This window comes from Gluconobacter sphaericus NBRC 12467 (genome assembly GCF_006539125.1).
GTDB classification, from domain to species: Bacteria; Pseudomonadota; Alphaproteobacteria; order Acetobacterales; family Acetobacteraceae; genus Gluconobacter; species Gluconobacter sphaericus.
Window position 1 is genome coordinate 183778 of the sequence record NZ_BJMK01000002.1, and the last position, 19981, is coordinate 203758.

The 19981-nt window shown below is 59.1% G+C and carries 16 protein-coding genes and 1 pseudogene; 9 read left to right on the top strand and 8 right to left on the bottom strand.

What is annotated here, in order from left to right:
• Positions 1 to 132: 132 nt before the first annotated feature.
• The 5 genes from bioD to GSP01_RS02980 are packed head-to-tail and all read right to left on the bottom strand — an operon-like array spanning position 133 to position 4657.
• Complete coding sequence (gene bioD, locus GSP01_RS02960) at positions 133 to 783, bottom strand: dethiobiotin synthase (protein WP_141350522.1); 651 nt, start codon at positions 781 to 783, stop codon at positions 133 to 135.
• Positions 780 to 1592, bottom strand: a complete 813-nt coding sequence (locus GSP01_RS02965) for a methyltransferase domain-containing protein (RefSeq protein ID WP_141350525.1) — start codon at positions 1590 to 1592, stop codon at positions 780 to 782. The genes bioD and GSP01_RS02965 overlap by 4 nt, the downstream gene beginning before the upstream one ends.
• Complete coding sequence (locus GSP01_RS02970; protein ID WP_141350527.1) at positions 1579 to 2205, bottom strand: alpha/beta hydrolase family protein; 627 nt, start codon at positions 2203 to 2205, stop codon at positions 1579 to 1581. Before GSP01_RS02970 ends, GSP01_RS02965 begins: the two co-directional genes overlap by 14 nt.
• The gene (locus GSP01_RS02975) at positions 2202 to 3380 is read right to left on the bottom strand and encodes an aminotransferase class I/II-fold pyridoxal phosphate-dependent enzyme (protein ID WP_141350530.1); all 1179 of its coding nucleotides are present in this window, start codon (positions 3378 to 3380) and stop codon (positions 2202 to 2204) included. Before GSP01_RS02975 ends, GSP01_RS02970 begins: the two co-directional genes overlap by 4 nt.
• The gene (locus GSP01_RS02980; RefSeq protein ID WP_141350533.1) at positions 3377 to 4657 is read right to left on the bottom strand and encodes an adenosylmethionine--8-amino-7-oxononanoate transaminase; all 1281 of its coding nucleotides are present in this window, start codon (positions 4655 to 4657) and stop codon (positions 3377 to 3379) included. Before GSP01_RS02980 ends, GSP01_RS02975 begins: the two co-directional genes overlap by 4 nt.
• 250 nt (positions 4658 to 4907) lie before the next feature.
• On the opposite strand from GSP01_RS02980, the gene GSP01_RS02985 reads away from it, so the two are divergent.
• Entirely contained in the window at positions 4908 to 5114 is a 207-nt protein-coding gene (locus GSP01_RS02985; protein WP_141350536.1) for a hypothetical protein, read from the top strand.
• Between the two features lie 33 nt (positions 5115 to 5147).
• Here the strand turns inward: GSP01_RS02985 and GSP01_RS02990 are convergent, their stop codons facing one another.
• Both GSP01_RS02990 and GSP01_RS15405 read right to left on the bottom strand, forming a co-directional pair.
• Positions 5148 to 6602 carry a protein adenylyltransferase SelO gene (locus GSP01_RS02990; protein ID WP_141350539.1) on the bottom strand — a complete coding sequence of 485 codons (1455 nt, stop codon included), beginning with the start codon at positions 6600 to 6602 and terminating at the stop codon, positions 5148 to 5150.
• 132 nt (positions 6603 to 6734) lie between these two features.
• Positions 6735 to 6923: a LysR substrate-binding domain-containing protein gene (locus GSP01_RS15405; protein ID WP_373320028.1), complete on the bottom strand. Its 189-nt coding sequence runs from the start codon at positions 6921 to 6923 to the stop codon at positions 6735 to 6737.
• Positions 6924 to 7102: 179 nt separating this feature from the next.
• Here GSP01_RS15405 and GSP01_RS03000 point away from each other — a divergent pair.
• The 7 genes and pseudogenes from GSP01_RS03000 to GSP01_RS03030 form a co-directional block, all read left to right on the top strand.
• Positions 7103 to 7198, top strand: a pseudogene (locus tag GSP01_RS03000) (SDR family oxidoreductase); the annotation flags it as partial.
• Positions 7199 to 7631: 433 nt separating this feature from the next.
• Positions 7632 to 9782 carry a peptidase domain-containing ABC transporter gene (locus GSP01_RS03005; RefSeq protein WP_141350660.1) on the top strand — a complete coding sequence of 717 codons (2151 nt, stop codon included), beginning with the start codon at positions 7632 to 7634 and terminating at the stop codon, positions 9780 to 9782.
• Positions 9783 to 9784: 2 nt separating this feature from the next.
• Complete coding sequence (locus GSP01_RS03010) at positions 9785 to 11245, top strand: HlyD family type I secretion periplasmic adaptor subunit (RefSeq protein ID WP_141350542.1); 1461 nt, start codon at positions 9785 to 9787, stop codon at positions 11243 to 11245.
• 93 nt (positions 11246 to 11338) lie between these two features.
• Entirely contained in the window at positions 11339 to 13111 is a 1773-nt protein-coding gene (locus GSP01_RS03015; protein ID WP_141350545.1) for a tetratricopeptide repeat protein, read from the top strand.
• 5 nt (positions 13112 to 13116) lie between these two features.
• On the top strand, positions 13117 to 16062 hold the full coding sequence (locus GSP01_RS03020; protein ID WP_255320854.1) for a glycosyltransferase: 2946 nt from the start codon (positions 13117 to 13119) through the stop codon (positions 16060 to 16062).
• Positions 16063 to 16247: 185 nt separating this feature from the next.
• Positions 16248 to 17231, top strand: a complete 984-nt coding sequence (locus tag GSP01_RS03025; RefSeq protein ID WP_141350548.1) for a hypothetical protein — start codon at positions 16248 to 16250, stop codon at positions 17229 to 17231.
• A gap of 137 nt (positions 17232 to 17368) precedes the next feature.
• On the top strand, positions 17369 to 18601 hold the full coding sequence (locus tag GSP01_RS03030) for a glycosyltransferase family 4 protein (protein ID WP_141350550.1): 1233 nt from the start codon (positions 17369 to 17371) through the stop codon (positions 18599 to 18601).
• 111 nt (positions 18602 to 18712) lie between these two features.
• Here GSP01_RS03030 and GSP01_RS03035 read toward each other — a convergent pair whose 3' ends face one another.
• Positions 18713 to 19081 (bottom strand): hypothetical protein, encoded by a 369-nt coding sequence (locus GSP01_RS03035; protein ID WP_141350553.1) that lies wholly within the window; start codon positions 19079 to 19081, stop codon positions 18713 to 18715.
• A gap of 448 nt (positions 19082 to 19529) precedes the next feature.
• Between GSP01_RS03035 and GSP01_RS03040 the strand changes: the two genes are divergently transcribed.
• Positions 19530 to 19973 carry a hypothetical protein gene (locus GSP01_RS03040; RefSeq protein WP_141350556.1) on the top strand — a complete coding sequence of 148 codons (444 nt, stop codon included), beginning with the start codon at positions 19530 to 19532 and terminating at the stop codon, positions 19971 to 19973.
• Positions 19974 to 19981: the final 8 nt, after the last annotated feature.

A 19981-nucleotide genomic window follows, 5' to 3' on the forward strand; every position in this document is an offset into this window, starting at 1 on the left:
CATCTCCGAAACGAGGCCCGATTTTCCAGCGATACGCCGGAAGCCTTGCGTTGCGAAGAGCCCTTCTATGACGAGGACGTTATTTCACAAGGGTTGACGCGGCCTTTTTATGGCATGCGTCAAGATGACACATTATTGTGAAATCTGTTGCTGCAAGACATCAAGTAACGGAACGTGGCCTGATAATCCAGAGACGACCGTTTCCGTTATCGCGTCAAGCTGCGGAATTCTAAACAGGATATTCGTTTTTCCGAAGTGTGCAATATCGTATTCATTTCCGGGGTTGGACGGTCCGACCGGAACCACACCCAGAACCGGAATACCGCGTCGCCGCAAAGCCTCAAGGCTCAGAAGTGTGTGATTGATCGTCCCCAGTCCGCTGCGTGTGACCAGCACGACCGGCAGGTCAAGGCTGTTGATCAGGTCTACGATCATCATGTCTTCACGCACCGGCACCATCAGGCCACCCGCGCCTTCCACAACCAGCGGTCCCTGCACCTGCGGCAGAACAAGTCGTCCCGGATTGACGGTCACGTTTTCCAGATAGCCCGCTGCAAGCGGGGCAAGCGGGGCCTGAAAGGCATAGGCGGGGGGAATGATCCGCGCAGGAGACATCCCTGCAAGCTCCCGCACTGTCGGCGTATCGCCTTCCTCATCCGCAAGACCGGTCTGAAGCGGCTTCCAGTAGGTGGCGTTCCAGGCGCGGCATAGAATGGCGCTGACCAGCGTCTTGCCGATCCCGGTATCCGTTCCCGTGACGAAAACCCCGCGTTGAAAGTTCATGGCTCTGTCCTTTCCGTTTTTTCGACGGATTTCACGAATGTCCCGATGCCGATCTGATAGGTCACGCTGGAACTTGTACGATCAAAATGCCGCATGGCCCGGCGCAGGGTCGCAGTGCTGGCGGGAGAGCTGCCGATGCGAGGAATTGACGCGCCGATTTGCCGCAGACCTCGCAGGAACATACGCGCGCTGTCCACAGGGTCATGCAGGGTCAGCACTTCCCATGTTCCTGTGCCACCGGCGGGCCACTCGGCTTGCACCGTCTGTGCAGATGGATAATCCGGTACCCCACAGGGCGCGCATTCAGCCAGGCAGGCCTGCTTCCATTCGTCCAGACTACCCTGTAGCAGTGTCGTGACCATCAGCTGCCCTTGTGGCGCCAGCAGGTTGCAAAGCCTCTGCAAACCGTCACTGCGGTTCGAGAACCATTGCAGGCACAGGCTGGAGGCAATCAGATCGAACGGACCGGACGTATCCGGGTGTTCTGCGTCCATGACGTGAAAGCGGGTGGCTTCTCCCGAAAGTCGCTGACGTGCCCGTGCGATCATGCCAGGCGCCAGATCGGTCGCGAGCAGGCTGGCCTGCGGAAATTGATCCGCTAGTTGGGCTGTCAGGAAGCCGGTACCACAGCCGAATTCCAGAATGGACGCGGGAGCATCATCTGCTGTAGCGGCCCGGATGCGATCCATCAGTGCCATGGCGCAGCGACGCTGAAGATGGGCAGCGGCGTCATAGTCCTGCGCCGCGTCAAATCGTGCGGCGATGTTGTTTCGGCGCAGGAGGTTTTCGGGAGTATCAGCGTGGGTCATCGAGCCACCGCCGCACGAAGTTTGCGCAGAATTCAGGGTGAGTGAGGGGCAGAAGATGCTTGCCTTCAACCCGTTCGCCCGGTGTTGTAAAACCGGCCTTGGCGGCACCGAACGGATCGTCGGTTCCCGTCATCCAGTGTAGTTTGTTCTTCCAATTCGCAGCCTGTGAGCGACAGTCCAGGGACTGGAGCTCTTCCAGTCCCTGCGCCAGTGCATCCACATCCGGTGTGCCGGGAAGTGGCGCATCCGTTCCACAAAGCGCACGGAAATCGTGCAGAACGCTGGCCGGATCACGCTTCAGGCGCGCGCGCATCCGGATTAGGACTCTCTCGGGTGTGCCGTCCGGGAAATCTGGTGCGGCTGTGAAACGCGGAAAGCCGTTGAAAAACACTAGTCCCTCACACCCTGACAGGTCTTGTCCCAGCAGGGCCAGCGATCCTGCCGAATGCCCGACAGCCAGATAGGGCGTTTGCGGCAGGGGCGGGCGATGTTCTGAGCCGAAATATCCGCAATCCACGATCTGTGTGCTCACATCCGGCAGATGCGCCAGCATCGCTGCCCAGAAGGACGCGTCAAACCCCCAGCCATGCATAAGATACAGCGCCCGTGTCATGCGATGTCTCTTGTCAGAGCGATGACGGCCTGCCCCAGACGGTCGATTTCCGAATCGTTTAGCCGGGCGTGGAGCGCCAGCCGTAGTCGCGCGGTTCCGGCTGGAACGGTCGGTGGGCGGATCGCTACCGTCAGGAACCCGGCCTCCTCAAGTCCGGCTGCGACCTGCATTGCGCGTTCGGACTCTCCGATCAGGACAGGAACAATCTGTGTCGTGGAGTCGGCTGTGGACAGTCCAGCCCCGTGCAGCATGGTCCGAAGCCGTTCTGCCTGTCCAAGCAACTGGGCGCGTTCCACATTCAGGCCCGGTACGACATCCAGTGCTGCGTCAATTGCGCCCAGAACCGCAGGGGGTAGGGCCGTGCTGTAAATAAAGCCCGACGCATGATTCACCAGATAGTCGCAGAGCGGTTTCGAGCCCGTGATATATGCGCCCATGCCGCCCAGCGCCTTGCTGCACGTTCCCATCGTCAGATCGGCCATTCCGCAGGACAATCCGCGACCCTTTGGCCCTAGAACGCCGGTCGCATGGGCTTCGTCCACATAAAGGAATGCCCCGGCCCGGTCCGCCAGTGCGCGCAGGGCCGGAATATCGGCGCGGTCTCCGTCCATGGAGAATACGCTCTCCGTCACGATCATCCGCAATCCGGGTTTTTCGGCCTCGCGGGCCAGCAAGGTTTCTAGATGGGATAGGTCGTTATGCCGGAAGCGAATCTGTCGCACGCCGGCCGCTGCGCAGCCATGATGCAGGCTGGCATGGTTCAACCGGTCCGAAAACACCAGCATCGGCGCGCCTGTTCGGGCCACGGATAGCGCACAGAGTGCAGGCATGACGGAGGCGTTGGCCTGCCAGCCCGAGGCGAACAGGATCGCATCTTCGCAGCCCTTGAAGGTGGCCATTTTCGTCTCGACCCGCCGGTGCAGGTCCAGCGTTCCGCTGACCAGCCGAGAGGCGCGCGCGCCTGTCCCGAAGCGCAGCGCCCAGTCGGCAGCGCGTTCGCGCAGCAGCAGATGATCCGCCAGCCCGAGATAGTCGTTGGACGACACATCCAGCATCTGTCGCCCGTCACGGACGATCATGCCGTCCTGCCGGAGCACTGGACGCAGGGTCCGGCGCGTTCCGGCGACTTCGCGTTCAGTCAGGGTGGCTGTGAAATGGTTGTCGAACAGGCTCATGCGGCCTCCCGCAACACGTCCACGATGGCTGTCGTCAGGCGCGTGAGTTCTTCGGGCTTGATCGTGAAGGCGGGCGTCAGATAGACGATGTTGCGGAAAGGCCGGATCCAGACACCGCGCTCCACAAAGGCGCGGCGCAGGGCATCCGGATTGTCCAGCGTCTCAAGCTCCACCACGCCGATTGCACCAAGGACGCGTACATCCCTGACGCCGGGCAGCGTGCGGCATGGCTCCAACTCCCGCGACAGCTGGGCCGCGATGGCCGCGACCTGCTCCAGTCGCGGCTCGGTCTCGAACAGGTCGAGCGACGCATTGGCAACTGCGCAGGCCAGTGGATTGGCCATGAATGTTGGCCCGTGCATCAGGGCGTGTCCCGCGTTGTCGGACAGGAACGCTTCGAAGACACCCTGTCGCGCCACTGTGGCCGCCAGCGCCATGGTTCCGCCTGTCAGGGCTTTCGAGAGCGCCACGATATCCGGCACGACCCCTGCCTGTTCGCAGGCGAACATCGTCCCGGTGCGTCCAAAACCGGTGAAGATCTCATCCAGGATCAGCAAAGTCCCGTGCCGATCGCACAGTTTGCGCAGACGGCGCAGGACCTCGGGGTCATGAAACAGCATGCCGCCCGCCCCCTGAACGAGAGGCTCTGTGACTATTGCTGCGATGCTGTCGCCACGTTCTGCCAGCAGCGCTTCAAGCTGCGCCAGACTGGCCGCGTCTACGGGCAGATCGGCCAGAACCTGTTCGGGCAGAACGCCGGCGAACAGGCTGTGCATGCCTTCCTCGGGGTCGCAGATGGACATCATACCCAGCGTGTCCCCGTGATACCCGCCGCGGAAAGACAGAATTTTCTGCCGTCCTTCTGTGCCTTGGTTGATGTGGTACTGCACGGCCATCTTAATCGCGACTTCCATCGCGACCGACCCGGAATCGGTGAAGAACACGCGCTCCAGATCCCCCGGCAGCATTGCCGCCAGTCGTGCGGCCAGACGGATGGCGGGTTCATGCACCATCCCGCCGAACATCACATGCGGCATCCGCTCCGCCTGCCGGACCAGCGCCGCATGAATGTGTGGATGGCTGTAGCCATGACAGGCCGTCCACCATGCCGCCACGCCATCCACAAGCTCGCGTCCATCCGCAAGTGTGATCCGGCTTGCCGAAGTGCTGACGGCTTCCACAGGGAAAGGCGCGGTTTGCATCTGGGTATAAGGCAGCCACAGATTCGGCTGGTCAGCGGCGGTCAGGTGATGGGCGGAAGGAGCTTTGCGAGACATGGTGTGCGTTTTCCCGCATGGCTCGGGGTGAGTCCATCCCCTGCCTTCCATGAGGTTCCGGGAAAGGAGCAAGATCGTTCCGTAGCCGGCACACCGTATCATAAAAAGGTCACGTTCCTTTAAGCAACGATATGGCATGAGCCTCGTTAGTGACGCGTTCCAGATCGGTGGAGCCCTGAGGAGGGGCTCGTGTGGAACGTGGAAACATTTTGTGCTCCCGACGTGGGAGTCATGACGAGGTTGAAGGCCAATGCTGAGTTCCAAGGTCATTCATGTCGATGGTGTCTTTCTGGGGACGGCCATCATGAGTGGAAGCCTGAGCACCCTGCGTTTCTATGCCACGCATGAGAGCGTGCGCGCGCTTCACAACGCCTGCATGCCGGATTTCGGAGTACTGTATGCTCAGGTCAAAAGCCTGTTCAACCGCAGCCGCCTGCTGACGCCGCAAGTCGCCTGATCCGGCTGTTCTGATCCTTTTCCCTGCGGTGCGTCAGGTGCCGCAGAATGTATTCATGACCTTCTCATGAGGTGCCGGGGGTACCTCAAACCCGTCTGCCGCATCATCAAACGGGTGTGACAGCGTCTCAACCAGACGGTGGAACGGCGCGTAATCGCCCGCTACCGCTGACTGGATCGTCTCTTCGATCCTGTGATTGCGTGGAATGATGCGGGGATTGGTCGTCTGCATGTCCGTGTAACTGGCTTCGACCGGACGCTCTTCCCGGCCCAGTCGCGCCAGCCAGTCTCCGATCCAGTCTTCAATCCCCGAACCTGGTCCGAACAGCGTCACGAGACTGTCCGTCTGTTCGGTACGCACCATGTCGCCAAGCCGTCGGAATGTTAGCGTGAAATCTGCGTCGCCCCGATGCATGGCCGTCAGCAGGCGTCCCGTGAGCCTGGCATCTCCGTTTTCTTCCCGCGCCAGACCCAGCTTCCGCCGCCAGCCGACCAGATAGGTGTCGTTGAACACGCCATCAAAGCGCATCAGCGCGTCTTTGGCCTGTTCGATCGCCTTCTCGCGATTGCTGTCCAGCAGGGGCAGCAGCGCTTCTGCCAGTCGTCCAAGGTTCCACAGCGCCATGTCCGGCTGGTTGCCGTAGGCATAGCGCCCGTTCTGGTCGATGAAGCTGAAGACTTTCGCTGGATCATAGGCGTCCAGAAACGCGCAGGGGCCGAAATCGATGGTTTCGCCTGCGATGGACATGTTGTCCGTGTTCATGACGCCATGAATGAACCCGACCAGCATCCAGCGCGCCACCAGATCCGCCTGCCGTGCCGTCACGGCTTCCAGAAGCGCCAGATAGGGATTTTCTGCCTCCGCCAGTTCCGGATACAGACGTCCGATTACATGGTCCGCAAGAATGCGCACTCCTTCGATATCGCCCTGCGCTGCGAAATACTGGAACGTCCCGACCCGCACATGGCTGGAGGCGACTCGCACGATAACGCCGCCGGGCTGCATCGTCTCGCGGGCAACGCTCTCGCCTGTCGTCAGGGCGGCAAGAGCGCGTGCCGTGGGAATGCCGAGCGCATGCATGGCTTCACTGACCATATATTCGCGCAGAACCGGCCCCAGAGCCGCCCGTCCGTCCCCACGTCGGGAAAACGGTGTCGGCCCGGAGCCCTTGAGATGAATGTCCCGCAGGCGCCCGGACCGGTCCGTCACTTCACCGACCAGCATGGCTCGCCCGTCCCCGAGGCTCGGGACGAAATGTCCGAACTGATGTCCGGCATAAGCCATGGCGACCGGTGCGCCTCCGTCCGGTCGCAAGCCCTGGCTCAGAAAGGCGATCCCCGCCGGGCTACGCAGCCAGTCCGGGTTCATCCCGAGTTCGCGCGCCAGAGGCTCATTCAGCGTCACGATCTGTGGATTGCGAAACGGTGCCGGGGAGAGGGGGGCGGAAAAACGCTCTGGCAGGGAGGCATAGATGCGGGAGAGCTGCATCAAAAATCCAATCGGGACTTGTGGAGTCTGTCTTCAGATGGGACACAGAGGCACAAAAGGGAAGGGCCGTAGCCGGTTCCCAGGTTCAGCTTTCGGTATCTTTGGGAAAACAGTGCGCGTTCAGAAGTCCGCTTAGCCATTCAGTAAAGACTTCCAGTCTTCGATACGATCCGTGGTAGGCGAGGTGTAGAGAATGGCTTGATGCGCGGACAGATCGGCGGGACGCTGCGGGGTGCCATGCTGTGCCAGATAGGACGGGCTTGCGACCTTGAAGACTGGCAGTAGCCCCAGTTTCCGGCCGATCAGGCTAGAATCCTGCAAAGGCCCGACCGTAGTACACAGTTCGTCCCATCTTCAGCCAGGTTGATACTGCGATCCGTCATGTCCAATTCAATGTCCAGCCCCGGATAACGGTCCAGAAACTCAGGAAGGGCGGGTGCGACGATCAGCCGTTCGATACGGCTGGCAAGGTTCTCAAGAAGTCGATTCTGGAGACGTCCGAGGACGTTGTACCCATCGTCCGTTGCCTGGTTTCGGATGGCTGGTGGATGACCGGGCAGACCATTCTCGTTAACGGAGGGTACACGACAAAGTAACGGTCTCGGAAAGGGCGGAGAGGAAAGCCAACACTTTCAGAAAAGCCTAAACCCCGTGACGAAAAGGGAAAAGATCAAAACGTCCGATTGGGAATAACAGGACACTGGATATGGTTTTCTCTGATCATATCACGTGTTTTCAATAAAACGTCCTCATGACGCGTGTGTTTATGCTTGAAGGAGGTAATGAGTTTTTGATCTGTCTGGACTATGCTGGCATCAGGTATTTTTCATTTCCTGCCTGCAGGGGTGGTGACGGAAAAGAGAGTCTTCTCTATTCATGAGAGGATAAACTGGCGTTCCTGCCTGTGGTGCCGCCCTTTGGTCCGCCTTGGCGCGACAACAGCATAGAGGACATTTCGTGGAGCATACCCAGAGCTTGTCAGGACCCGGCGGAAGGGTCAGTCCGACCGTCATCCGGCTTTACGCTGTCCTGGCCGCCGCCCGCTATCACGGCCTGGAACTGGATATCCGCGATTTTGCGGCGGAACCAGGTGAGGATTCGCCCTCCCCCGCCACCCTCGCGCGCTGGTTAAACGAACAGGGCGCCGTTGCCAAAGGCATGCGCCTGCGGTGGCGTTATCTCGTCAAGATCCGCAATTCTCCGCCTGTCGTCCTAATGTTTAAGGATGGTTCGGCGGGTCTGATGGTCCGTGCCGATGCCGAAAAAGGCGTGGTATGGCTCCGTGATCCGATGGGCGGCGAAGGTGACGCCCCGGTCCCCGTCGATGAACTGCGCCTCATGCAGGTCTGGACCGGCGATGTGCTGCTGGTCAAACGTCGACGTGATGAATCCGAGGCTGATGCCAGATTCGATCTGCTCTGGTTCGCGAAGATGGTACTTCGCGAAAAGCAGGTGATGCGGGACATCGCCTTTGCTTCGCTGACTTTGAGTATTCTGCAGGTCTTTCCTGCTCTGATCGTCATGCAGGTCGTCGATCGGGTGGTGAACTACCACTCCATGGCGACGCTGGTTTCCCTGACCGGCTTTGTCGTCATTCTCTCGTTCTACGAAATTCTGCTGACCTACGCCCGGCGCGAGCTGTCCCTCATCCTGTCCACCCGGCTGGATGCCCGTATCTCGTTGCATGCTTTCAACAGGCTTCTCGCCCTTCCGCTCGAGTTCTATGAGCGCGAACAGACGGGTGAAATCCTGGGTCGGTTCATGGCTGTCTTTAAAGTCCGGGACTTCTTGACCGGGCAGCTGATGAGCACCTTGCTCGACCTCTTCACCCTTATCGTGATTCTGCCCATCCTGTTCGTGATGAGCCCTACTCTCGCATGGATGACGCTGGCCGCCGCAGGTTGTATCGGTCTCATCGTGGTGATCTTCCTGCCTTTGGTTACCCGCGTGATGGGGCGCCAGGTGCTTGCTGAGATGAAGCGTGGCTCCGTCCTCTACGAGACGGTCGCTGGTATCCGGACGGTCAAGACCCTGGCTCTGGAAACGACGCGGCGTGAACTGTGGGATGAGCGCACGGCAGATGTGGTGCGCTGGAAGCTTGCGGCCGGTCGCATGGCCAGTTGGCCGCAGACCCTGGTTATGCCGTTCGAGATCTTCATCAACCGCGGTATCATCTTGGTTGGGGCCTATCTGATCCTGACGAATTCCAGTTCCATGCAGTCCGGCGCTCTCATGGGCTTCATGATGCTCGGTGGCCGTGTCGCCAGCCCGCTTGTCAATCTTGCCAAGCTGATGGAAGCCTTCAATGAGGTTAGTGTTTCCTTGAGTGAAGCGGGAATGGTTCTGAACCAGCCGACGGAAACCAAGGCGCTGACAACGGGCATGCGCCCTGTCATCAAGGGCGCGCTCTCGTTCAGTCATGTTGACTTCTCCTACCCCGGGTCGACAGCAAAAGCCCTCAATAATGTCACGTTCGACATTCCTGCCGGCACGATGCTGGGTCTCGTCGGACGGTCGGGCTCCGGTAAATCGACGATCACGCGCCTTCTGCAGGGTGTGAGCCGGAACTACACCGGTTATCTGCGTCTCGACGGTGTAGATCTGCGTGAAATCAATCTGACCCATCTGCGTCGCTCCTTTGGCGTGGTGCTTCAGGACAACTTCCTGTTCCGTGGAACGATCCGTGATAACATCACGGCGGGTCGTCCGGGGCTGACGATCGACGACGCGATCCGTGCCGCGCGCCTTGCCGGTGCCGAAGAGTTCATCGAGCGCATGCCAGCTGGCTATGATACCTGGATTGAAGAAGGCTCGACCAATATCTCAGGTGGCCAGCGGCAGCGGCTTGCTATTGCTCGTGCGGTCATCAGTGATCCGAAGCTGATGATTCTGGATGAGGCCACATCAGCGCTGGACCCGGAATCTGAAGCGCTTGTGAACGCTAATCTGCAACGGATTGGCAAGGGCCGCACGATGGTGATCGTTTCCCATCGTCTGTCGTCTCTTGTAAACTGCCACCAGATCGCTGTTATGGATCAGGGCAAACTGATCGATATTGCACCTCACCGTGTCTTGCTGGAGCGCTGTGAAATCTACCGTATGCTCTGGCTGCAGCAGAACCGGCACATGACAGATAACGATGGTCCCGGTTCTGCCGGGCAACTGACGGAAGGAGAGTAATAATGAGCTCTTCCGACATGATCCCCAATGGTGACCAGTCTTCCGGCCAGTCCGACGAAGAATTCAACCAGCACGTTCCGCGTCCGGCCACCGATCCTTTTGCGCCCAATGACATGCCATTGGCGCTGCTTGAGTTTCATTCGCCAACAGCAGGGCTGGTCAATCTTCCGGCTACCCCGGCTGCGCGCTACATCATTCTGCTGATCGGTGGTCTGTTCCTGGCCTGTCTTGCAGTTATGGCCTTGTTCCCGATCAATCGTGTCGTCTCCACACCGGGTCGACTGATTTCAACGCAGCCGACCATCGTTGTGCAGCCGCTTGAAACCTCCATCATTCGTTCCATCGATGTCCATGTTGGCGATTTCGTGAAAAAGGGCGACGTGCTCGCCCATCTTGATCCCACCATCACCGAGGCTGACATCACGAACATGCATCTGCAGCGTGATGCCTATCAGGCGGAATATGACCGCCTGAAAGCGGAGGCTGCGGGGCAGGACTACCATGTCAATTTGAACGATCCTGCTTCGGTCGAGCAGGGCGCTGCCTTCATGCGCCGCAAGACCGAATACCAAGCGCATGTCGAGAACTATACCCAGCAGATTGCCAGCCTTGAAAGCGATATTCAGGGCTACAGGGCCAATGCGGCCATGTATGGCAGCAAGATGCGCGTTGCGTCCGAGGTCCTGCAGATGCGACAGCGGGAACAGGCCGATCAGGTCGGCTCCCGTCTTTCGACTCTTGGCGCGCAGACCGAACTGATGGAAGCCGAGCGTGCGGAGATCGCTGCCCAGCAGAGCGCTAATTCCGCGGACAAGAAGCTGGCCGCCATGAAGGCCGAGCGTGACGGATATATTGGGAACTGGCAGGCCACAATCTATTCGGACCTGACCGAAGCCGGGCATCATCTGGCGGAATACCGCAGTTCCTATGAAAAGGCGCGTCTTCGTCAGGATCTCGTTCTGCTGCGCGCTCCGGAAGACGGTATTGTCCTGACCATCGCACAGGGCTCTGTCGGCTCTGTTCTTCAGTCCGCCGGACAGTTCATCACCCTCGTTCCCACGGGCTACGGCCTTGAAATGGAAGCTGTCCTGCGTTCACAGGATGTGGGTTTCGTGCAGGTCGGCGATCATGCGTTGTTGAAATTTGCGACATTCCCATACGATCAGTACGGCGGCGCAGAAGCTACGGTTCGTGTCATCAGTGCGGATGCTTTCACATCGTCCTCGCAGAACGGCGGTGGTGGCAGTAATGGAAATACACCGTCTGATGATGCCACTGCTTTAGGGGTCTATCGTGTCCGTCTGCGAATCGACCGTTATACCCTTCATGGCCAGCCCTCATTCTTTCATCCGATGCCGGGCATGTCCGTGACAGCCGAGATCGATGTCGGAAAACGGACCGTGCTGCAGTATCTGTTCAACAAAATTACACCAGCACTTACCAATGGTATGAGAGAGCCATAATAAAAGCATGGAGCGTCCCTCGAAGCGCTCAAAGGAACGCCCGGCGTAGACCGGGCGTTCTTGTATGGCAGTTATTCAGGACCTGTGTCGCTCATGTCGTTCAAACGTCGCCTTTCCGCTCTTCTTTCCTCCCGTGGAAAGTTGGAATATGCGATCCATCTCACGGAAACCGGTCAACCTGTTCAGGGGTTTGCGCTTCTCAGTCGCCTCGCCGCCACAGGAGACGCAGAGGCCGCGTTCCGGGTCGGGCGTGCCTATCTGGACGGGCTTGGAGCTCCGCCCAGTCTCGAAGATGGGGCACGGTGGATCTATCAGGCCGCCGAGGCAGGGCATATTGAAGCGGCTTTTGTGCTGGCCACACTTTATACGATCGGCCTGCCCGAAGGATTTGAAATCCGCACGGCCAGCGAGGGGCTGGATCTCTCGCATGTGCCGCAGGTAGGCCCGAGGCATCCGGATTTTCACCTTGGTCTGCGATGGGCCAAAATCGCTGCGGATGCCGACTCCCCCGATGCACAGGCCCTTCTGGGGTATATTCTGACTAATGGACCGGAAGATCTGCGCGACCTGACGCAGGCCCGGTCCTGGTACGGCCGTTCCGCGGCTGCAGGGTGTTCGCAGGGCCATCTTGGCGTGGCGCTCTCCATTCTCCATGAGGCCCATTCAGAGGAGGATCTGTCTTCCGCGGCTCGACATCTGACCGAAGCGACGAAGGGTGGCCTCGGCACGGCTTTCGATATTCTGGGCAGGATGTATGAGGCAGGTTCGGGTGTCCCCCGGGATATCGGAAAAGCCGCTAGTTATTTCCATCAGGCGGCGGAGCGTAACATCGTAACGGCCCAGGCGCGCTACGGGCTGATGCTGCTGGAAGGAACAGGCACGCCCCGGCATTACGGCCGGGCTGAAACATGGCTGAAGCGCGCCGCGATGAATGGCGATACGCAGTCTGCGGCCCTGCTTGGTGATCTGTGCGCCAATGGCGGCGATCTGCCTCCAAATCTTATGGAAGCCGCCAAATGGTACCGTCTGGCTGCCGAGCAGAAACATGCCGGCGCCGCACGTGCCCTCGGGTTGCTCTATCTGACAGGCAATGGTGTTCATCAGGACCCCGATGTCGCGGCGCACTGGTTCAAGGTCGCGTCGGAGGCAGGGGATGCCCACGCGGATGCGGATTTCGGGAACCTGATTCTCGCTGGGGCATCTGCGACCCCTGATGAAAAACAGGCCCTCCACGCCCGTTTCGAAAAAGCCGCCGAAAAGGGGGATCTGGTTGGGGCTTATAATCTGGGTGTGTGCTTTGCCGAAGGCGTGACTGGCACGAAGGATGGACGTGAAGCGGCCCGCTGGATGCAGAAAGCCGCGGATGGTGTCGTCAACGCGCAGTACTGGTACGGCAGGATGCTGTTGGAAGGACGCGGCGTACAGCCCGATCCCACGCAGGCGCTTTACTGGATGGAAAAGGCCGCCGATGCGGGTATGGCCGACGCACAGGTCACTGTGGCGGGACTGCTCGTGGCCGGGAGCATCAACAGTCGGCAGGATCATGAGAAAGCCCTGACATTGTATCGGAAGGCTGCCGAGAGCGGCAATGTGGACGCCATGTTCTCTCTGGCCGCGATGTATGGCGGTGGTCATGATGTCCCTGAGAATCGTCCGCAGGCGCAACTGTGGTTCCGCAAGGCTGCCCAGCGTGGAAACGGCCTCGCCCAGATGATGCTCGGCCGTTATCTCGTGCGCGGACTGGCCGGTGTGACGGACCCGGTGGAAGGTCGTATCTGGTTGGAGCGGGCAAAGGCACAGAATATCAGGGACGCTGAAATTGCACTCGCTCTTCTGGACGACGCGCAGCCGGATGACGATGACTGATCTCCGTGTCTGCTGATCGTCCTCCCCCCGGTCCGAAGCCCCCCGGTGCAGCGTTTGCCGGCTTCGGACGGACTGTCAGCGATGAGGACCGTGCCCTGTGGCGTGAGGCCATGAGTCGCAGGGCGCAGGAAGCCTTTGCCCGGGGGCAGGCTGCCCTTCAGGCCAGTAACACATCGCTTGGCCTGTTTTGGCTTGAGCGTGCCGAACGGATGTCGCGGCATAACCCCAATCTGATATGGTCCGTCGGGCTGGCCTGTCTTTCTGCGGGCAGGCTCATGGACTGTCTGGTCCGCATGGAAAATCTGCGCAAGGATTTCGGGCTGAGGGAAGCTGCGTTTCTGGAAGTCGTCTGCCTGGTACGACTGCAGCGCATGGAAGAGGCCACCCTCCGGATGCAGGCGGCTCTGTCCGCCTTTCATGCGACCCCGGAAACCTATCCTTTGGCGGAACAGATCGCAGTTTCTGCGGGGCTGCCGGGATGGATGACGGTGTCCAATGCGGGTAGCGTCTATATCGGGACGTCCCGCCCAGTCCGTCTGTTTCTTGATGGACGGGAAATCGCACGAGGCGCCACGGGCGGCCAATATGACCTTCCGGAAGGCTGGCGCTTAGCACGGCATTTGGCGGTCTGCGTTGGGCGTCGGCATGTTCTCGGCAGCCCGCTGGACATCGCAGCCCTGACCCGGTGCGAGTCCTTTGTGCAAGCGACGGCGGATGGCCTGAGGGGCTGGATCTGGACGCCGGCCGAACCCGAGCATGTACCGGTAATCACACTTTGGAACGGATCCACCCTCCGGGCTGAGGAGTTCGCGCAGGATGTGGACAGCGACGTCCCTCTGGCGCGCTACCGGGTTTTTCACGTCCCGGCCAAAGAGTGCCCCGGACGCGATAAGAGTTCCCTCGATCTGTGGAACGAGAATGGCCGTCTTTTGACGGGGGCACCCGTTGATCCTTTGGTGGGGAAACTGGTTTCGGGACAGACACGGGGTCTGCCGGCATGCTTATGTCCTGTGAAGATCCAGCCGGGCAGGATGCGTCCGTATCTTCCGCGTCAGAGCCCAGGCTGTGCGGTCGTGATCCCGGTCTATGCCGACCGGGTCCGGACCATGGCCTGCCTGCGGAGCGTTCTTGCGACCTGCCCGGCGGATGTGCCGGTGATCGTCGTGGACGATGCTACTCCGGAACCATCTCTCGCACGGGCGCTCGAACAACTGGCGGAGGACGGACGGATTACCCTGATCCGTCACGACCGGAACCGGGGCTTTCCGATATCCGCCAATGATGGAATGCGCGCAGCAGCAGGGCGGGATATTCTGCTGCTTAACAGCGACACCCTTGTTCCCGCAGGCTGGGTCGAGCGGTTGCGGGCAAGGCTTGCAGGATCGGATGTCGGCACGGTCACGCCATTTTCCAATGATGCAACCATCCTCTCTTACCCGTCTACGGACCGTTCCAATCCGGTTCCGTCTCTTGCGGCAATGCGCGCGATGGACCGGCTGTGCCAGAAGAATGCCGCCGTCTTTACGGAAATCGATCTGCCCACTGCCCACGGGTTCTGCATGGCGATTTCGGCGGAGTGTCTAGCCGAAACGGGTCTGTTCCGCGAAGACCTGTTCGCCCAGGGCTATGGCGAGGAAAATGATTTCTGCCTCCGTGCGACGGCCCGAGGATTTCGGCATCTGGCCGCGCCGGAGCTTTACGTCGCCCACGTTGGCTCTGCGTCATTCGGAACAGCCAGAAACGCGCTTGGCGCGCGGAATTTGGACATCCTCAATGCCCTTCACCCCGGCTATCATGCCCTTGTGGCGCGTTTTATTGCCGCTGATCCCTTGCACGAAACGCGGCGAAGACTTGATGTCGCGCGGCTGCTCCAGCAGGGAGCAGGTCGCTCTGCCATTTTAATGCTCCAGCACGATGCGGGCGGTGGCGTCGGGCGGGTCGTGCGTGAGCGATCGGAGGCTTTCGAGGCAGACGGTGTTCTGGCTCTAGCCCTTCGCCCACATGAAAATGGCTGCGTGCTCGAATATGCTCTTGATGGAAAATGCTTTCCCAGCCTGAAATATCGTCTCCCGGACGAGCTGCCGTCCTTGCTGGACCTGCTCGCTGCCCTGCGTGTCCGAGCAGTGGAGTGGCACCATCTGATCGGTCACGCGCCGTGCGTCCGGACCCTGCATGAGGCGCTCGGTGTTCCGTATGACGTCTTCATCCATGATCATGTCTGGTTTTGCCCGCGAATCTCGCTCTGTGACGGGGCAGGGCGCTACTGCGGCGAACCTGACCCGGCGGGATGTGAGCTGTGTGTGGCACGATGGGGAAGCTATCTCGGCGAAGACCTCTCAATTGCTGACCTTCTGGCCCGCTCTACCCGCGAACTATCCGGGGCGCGTAGGCTCATGGCACCTTCCGAGGATACGGTCCGGCGCATCTGCCGCCATTTCCCCAGTCTGAGTATCGAAGCCATACCGTTAGAAGACGATGCGGCGCTTCACCAAGGTATCATGCCCCATCGTCGAGTGACCCGGGGGCAGCCGCTCAGGGTATGTGTTGTGGGGGGAATTAGTCAGTGGAAAGGTTATGACCTTCTGTTGGCGCTGGCGACCGAGATCCAGACCCATCGCCTGCCCATCGTGCTGTCCCTGGTGGGTCATACGCATGATGACGATGCCTTGATCTCGCGGGGGGTGCTGGTGACGGGGGAATATCGCGAAGACGAGGTCCAGTCCCTGATCCGCCAGCAGCAGCCGGATGTGGGGCTGATTCCTTCCATCGCGCCCGAAACATGGTGCTACGCTCTCGGGCAGGTCTGGCGCAGTGGGGTGGAAGCGGTCTGCTTTGATCTGGGCGCGCAGGGCGAACGGGTCAGAAAAAGTGCAACCGGTCTTGCGGTGCCACTTGGTGTTGCACCCTACCAGCTCGCCATGATTCTGTTGGGGCGATGGGGGCCAGTATGATGACGGGTGATTTACCGTTTTTATTGAAACAAGCCACTATAATGCCGAAAGAGAAGCCGGTATTTGTAAAAACTGGTGCAACGCATCGTCGGTCTGCTGCTTGTAACTGTCATGACCACTCGTGACAGTTTATGAAACATGCCAGTATTGTTGCCCGCAAGAACGGACGCAATTGGGAGTAGGGAATGTCTAACGCCGCCGAAGCACCACGACAGAACCGGGTCATCGACCTCAAGGCCGGTGCACATATGATGGTTCTGGATGCAGGTATTTTCTGCATCTTCCATGTTGCCGGCCAGGCGCCCGCAGGTCCGGCCGGACTGCCGGGAGTCCGGATTTCGCGTGCTCCGGGGACGCCGCCCGGGATCGTTACGGTCAGCACCTTCGAGGAGGATGGCTGGATCGGCGGTTCGAACGGTGCTGCGCTGGTTCGTGTGATGCGCGGCCCGGCTGCTGTTCTCGTGACGACCTATCAGGAACCAGGCACTACGCATGCCGCACCGCGTCTGCAGGTTGCCCAGCTTGCCGGCCCCGTGACCTCGGCTCCCGTACAGTCTGTGCCCCAGTCGGCTGCGGCCCCTGTGGCCGCATCGGCTGCCGCTGAAGCAACAGCCGATGCGGAAAAGATCTCGAAGGATATTTCCGCTCATATCCAGCGCCGTGGCGATGTTACGAGTGGCATCGGACACTGGATGGGTGTGCCCGGCAGCCAGAGCTGGATCGAAGGTTTCAGTGTCGCTCCTGAAGAGGGCATCCCAGCGTCGGACATCGAATACCAGGCCGTTCTCGGCAAGGGCTGGCTGTCTCCGTGGGCTGAAGGTGGCCAGTACTGTGGTTCACGGGGTATGGCGCTCCCGATTCTTGGCCTGCGTGTCCGCCTGAAAGGCAAGTCCGCCGAGATGCACCGGGTCCGTTTGACGGCAACGTTCACGGACGGAACGCGTCTTGGGCCCGTGGATGGTTCTGAAGCGCTGGAAGCCGAAAGCCTGGCGCCGCTGGAAGCCTTCCTGCTGGAAATCCTGCCCGAGGGCGAGGAAACCGCAGCACCTAAGGCCGCCCCCAAAGCGCCCCATGCCAAAGCCCCTGCGAAGCCTCGTGCTCCGAAAGCCGCCGCAGCATCTGTCAAAACGGCATCCCCCAGAAAGCGTAAGCCTACTCCGGCATCTTGATCCGTCGCTGATGCCCGAACAAATGACCGGCGAGGGAACTTTCCTTCTCCGGTCGCCTTTGAAAACTGCTGTCATCTGCTGTCCTCTCCGTGTGCGAACAGGAAACCGCAGAGGCGTTCTGTCGCTCTGGAGAAGACGTGCGTTATCTATTCGTCCATCAGAATTTTCCAGGACAGTTCCTGCATTTTGTCCGCCATCTTCTGGCGCAGGGACATGAGATTGTCTTCATCTCCGAAGCGAACAGCAATCATATTCCCGGTGTCCGCCGTGCCATTTACCGAGTGCCGCGCCTGCCTTCGATGGAAACCCATCGCAGCCTGAGGGAATTCGAATACGGTCTGCTCAGGGCCGAAGCCGTCGCCACGGCAGCCCGGACGCTGAAGGGGCTGGGGTATGAGCCCGATATCATCATCGGTCATCACGGCTGGGGTGAGCTGCTTAATCTGGTCGATGTTTTTCCGGCCTGCCCAATTCTCGGATATTTCGAGTTCTTTTATCATGCCGACCAGAACGACGTGGGGTTCGACCCGGAATTTCCGCCTTCATCGGAGCTTGCCGCGTCCGTGCGGGTCAAGAACGCGATCAATCTGCAGGCGCTCTGCCTGGCGAACGGATATGGCCAGTGCCCTACGCAGTTCCAGCTCGGAACCTATCCCATTTGGGCGCAGGAAAAGATTTCCCTGTTGCGCGAAGGCGTCAATCTGGAACTCTGCGCCCCCGAACCGCAGGCCAGACGGCGCAACTTTGTTATCAAAGACGTCCGGATCACGCCCAAAACCCCGCTCGTCACCTATGTGGCCCGTGATCTCGAGCCCTATCGCGGCTTTCACGTCGTCATGCGTGCGCTTCCACGTATTCTTTCCGAACGCAAAGACGCGCATGTCATTCTCGTTGGTGGCGACAAGGTCAGCTATGGCACGCTACCGCCAGATGCGAGAAGCTGGCGCGAGGTCATGCTCCGCGAGTTGGGAGACAGGCTGGATCTCGATCGCGTACATTTTGTAGGAAAGGTCGAATATGACGATTTTCGTGCTCTCTTGCGGCGTTCAGATGCCCATCTGTATCTGACCTACCCGTTCGTCGCTTCCTGGTCTCTGCGCGAAGCCATGGCCACAGGCTGTCCGATCATCGGAAGCAACACGGCACCGGTGCGGGAGTTCATCACGGATGACGTCACGGGTCGGCTGGTGCCGTTTCTGGAGCCCGAGAAGATCGCCGAAACCACGCTTGCGCTTCTGGACGATCGCAGGACGGCCCGTCGTCTAGGACAGGAAGCCCGGCGTTACGCTGAGGCCGAACTCTGTCTGAACGATTATCTGCAGCGTTACGACGATCTGGTCGAGCAGATTGCGAGAGTGCACCGCTCCTGATGGTCGCAAAATAGTCTGTGGCCCTGCAGCGCATTGTAAGATCGCGCGGCTGACAGCTTTGTTGAGGGCGCGCCGTATAGCCCGCAAAGTTCAGATGTGTTGACCAGCGCATCATGGCGCTGTTGGAAATGATGCCACATCCTTGATGCTGCCGGTCGTGAGCTTCTTCTCGACCTCGCGTGAACGGATCCGCAGATTGGCGCCTTCTGCAGGATGGCGGACCTTGCGAAAGATCTTGGAAATCTCCTTTCCGTAATAATCATAAAGCCATTTCATGGCTGTCTCGTGATTGAAGATCGTAAACCAGGGTTCTTGACGGTAGTGGATGTTGTCCCTGATTTCTGCCGGTGGGTCGTAATTCCAGTACATGCAAAGATGGGAGGAGGTCGGGTTCGGGCGGGTAATATTTTCCCTGCTCTTGAGGCCACCAGGCGGGTACCGTAGGGCTAGTTCCAGATAAGGCCTGTCCGACTTTCCCATCCTGCCAGGTGATCTGGATATCCTGAATGTAATTGGCGAGCGCAGGTGAATATGTTGCCAGATTTTCAAATTCCTCCGGTAGCGGCATATTGGAGGATTTTAGGGGGAATAGCAGTCTGATCTGAAGAAGATACTGGATTAAAGGAAATTCCGACTGTCATTTGTTGTGTGTATCGAAAAATAACCTGTAAAAATTAGGGATATTTGATAACTATTCTGATATAATTTCAAGATGATGAGATTGGGTATTATGGATTTATAAATCACATATATCATTTTTCATCATTATATAAAACATTCAAGAAGTCTATTTTTATTCTATTGATCAATAATTTCATTATGGCTTTGGGTATTTCTCGTCTTTTTCATGATTTTTCTGTATTTCGGAGCTCCGATCGACTGACGTCCGGACAGGGAATCGGGCAGGATGAGGTGGGGAGAAATTACAATGGTGAATGACATCGTAGTATCGGTTTTGAAAAGCGCTCTGGGCCGTTGGGTGTGCAAAAAAGATCTGTCATCCCATCCGTCCTTGCTTTCGGAACCGGATCTTCATGCTCTTGCCGTGGCGACACAGGCAGGGATGTTGAGCTCATCTTCACTGGAGGGGGAACCGGAATGGGGCAATCTGAGGGAGTTAACGAAGGACTGGATTGTTCAGCAGAAACCAGGCGTGGCACCAGGCCCGTTGCAGTTCAATGATTTCGAACATTTGGCCGCTTTGATCTCACCGGTACTTTCAAAGGGGCTCGCACCTCAGTCGGTCTCGGAGTTAGCCGTATCACAACATGAGCTGTCGCAGGACGATATTCAGCCGCAGGTGGTGGATCGTTGGGTGCGCGAGGCTCCGGAACTGGCGTTTGCCCGCGAGCATCTCGAGCGCTGTCTCTGAACAGTAAA

What these genes read in the sequence shown, in the direction of transcription:
- GSP01_RS02980 (WP_141350533.1), bottom strand. Translation starts at nt 4,657, where the DNA reads ATGTCTCGCAAAGCTCCTTCCGCCCATCACCTGACCGCCGCTGACCAG.
- GSP01_RS02965 (WP_141350525.1), bottom strand. Translation starts at nt 1,592, where the DNA reads ATGACCCACGCTGATACTCCCGAAAACCTCCTGCGCCGAAACAACATC.
- GSP01_RS03040 (WP_141350556.1), top strand. Translation starts at nt 19,530, where the DNA reads ATGGTGAATGACATCGTAGTATCGGTTTTGAAAAGCGCTCTGGGCCGT.
- GSP01_RS02970 (WP_141350527.1), bottom strand. Translation starts at nt 2,205, where the DNA reads ATGACACGGGCGCTGTATCTTATGCATGGCTGGGGGTTTGACGCGTCC.
- GSP01_RS03015 (WP_141350545.1), top strand. Translation starts at nt 11,339, where the DNA reads ATGTCGTTCAAACGTCGCCTTTCCGCTCTTCTTTCCTCCCGTGGAAAG.
- GSP01_RS02990 (WP_141350539.1), bottom strand. Translation starts at nt 6,602, where the DNA reads ATGCAGCTCTCCCGCATCTATGCCTCCCTGCCAGAGCGTTTTTCCGCC.
- GSP01_RS02985 (WP_141350536.1), top strand. Translation starts at nt 4,908, where the DNA reads ATGCTGAGTTCCAAGGTCATTCATGTCGATGGTGTCTTTCTGGGGACG.
- bioD (WP_141350522.1), bottom strand. Translation starts at nt 783, where the DNA reads ATGAACTTTCAACGCGGGGTTTTCGTCACGGGAACGGATACCGGGATC.
- GSP01_RS03010 (WP_141350542.1), top strand. Translation starts at nt 9,785, where the DNA reads ATGAGCTCTTCCGACATGATCCCCAATGGTGACCAGTCTTCCGGCCAG.
- GSP01_RS03035 (WP_141350553.1), bottom strand. Translation starts at nt 19,081, where the DNA reads ATGGGAAAGTCGGACAGGCCTTATCTGGAACTAGCCCTACGGTACCCG.
- GSP01_RS02975 (WP_141350530.1), bottom strand. Translation starts at nt 3,380, where the DNA reads ATGAGCCTGTTCGACAACCATTTCACAGCCACCCTGACTGAACGCGAA.
- GSP01_RS03025 (WP_141350548.1), top strand. Translation starts at nt 16,248, where the DNA reads ATGTCTAACGCCGCCGAAGCACCACGACAGAACCGGGTCATCGACCTC.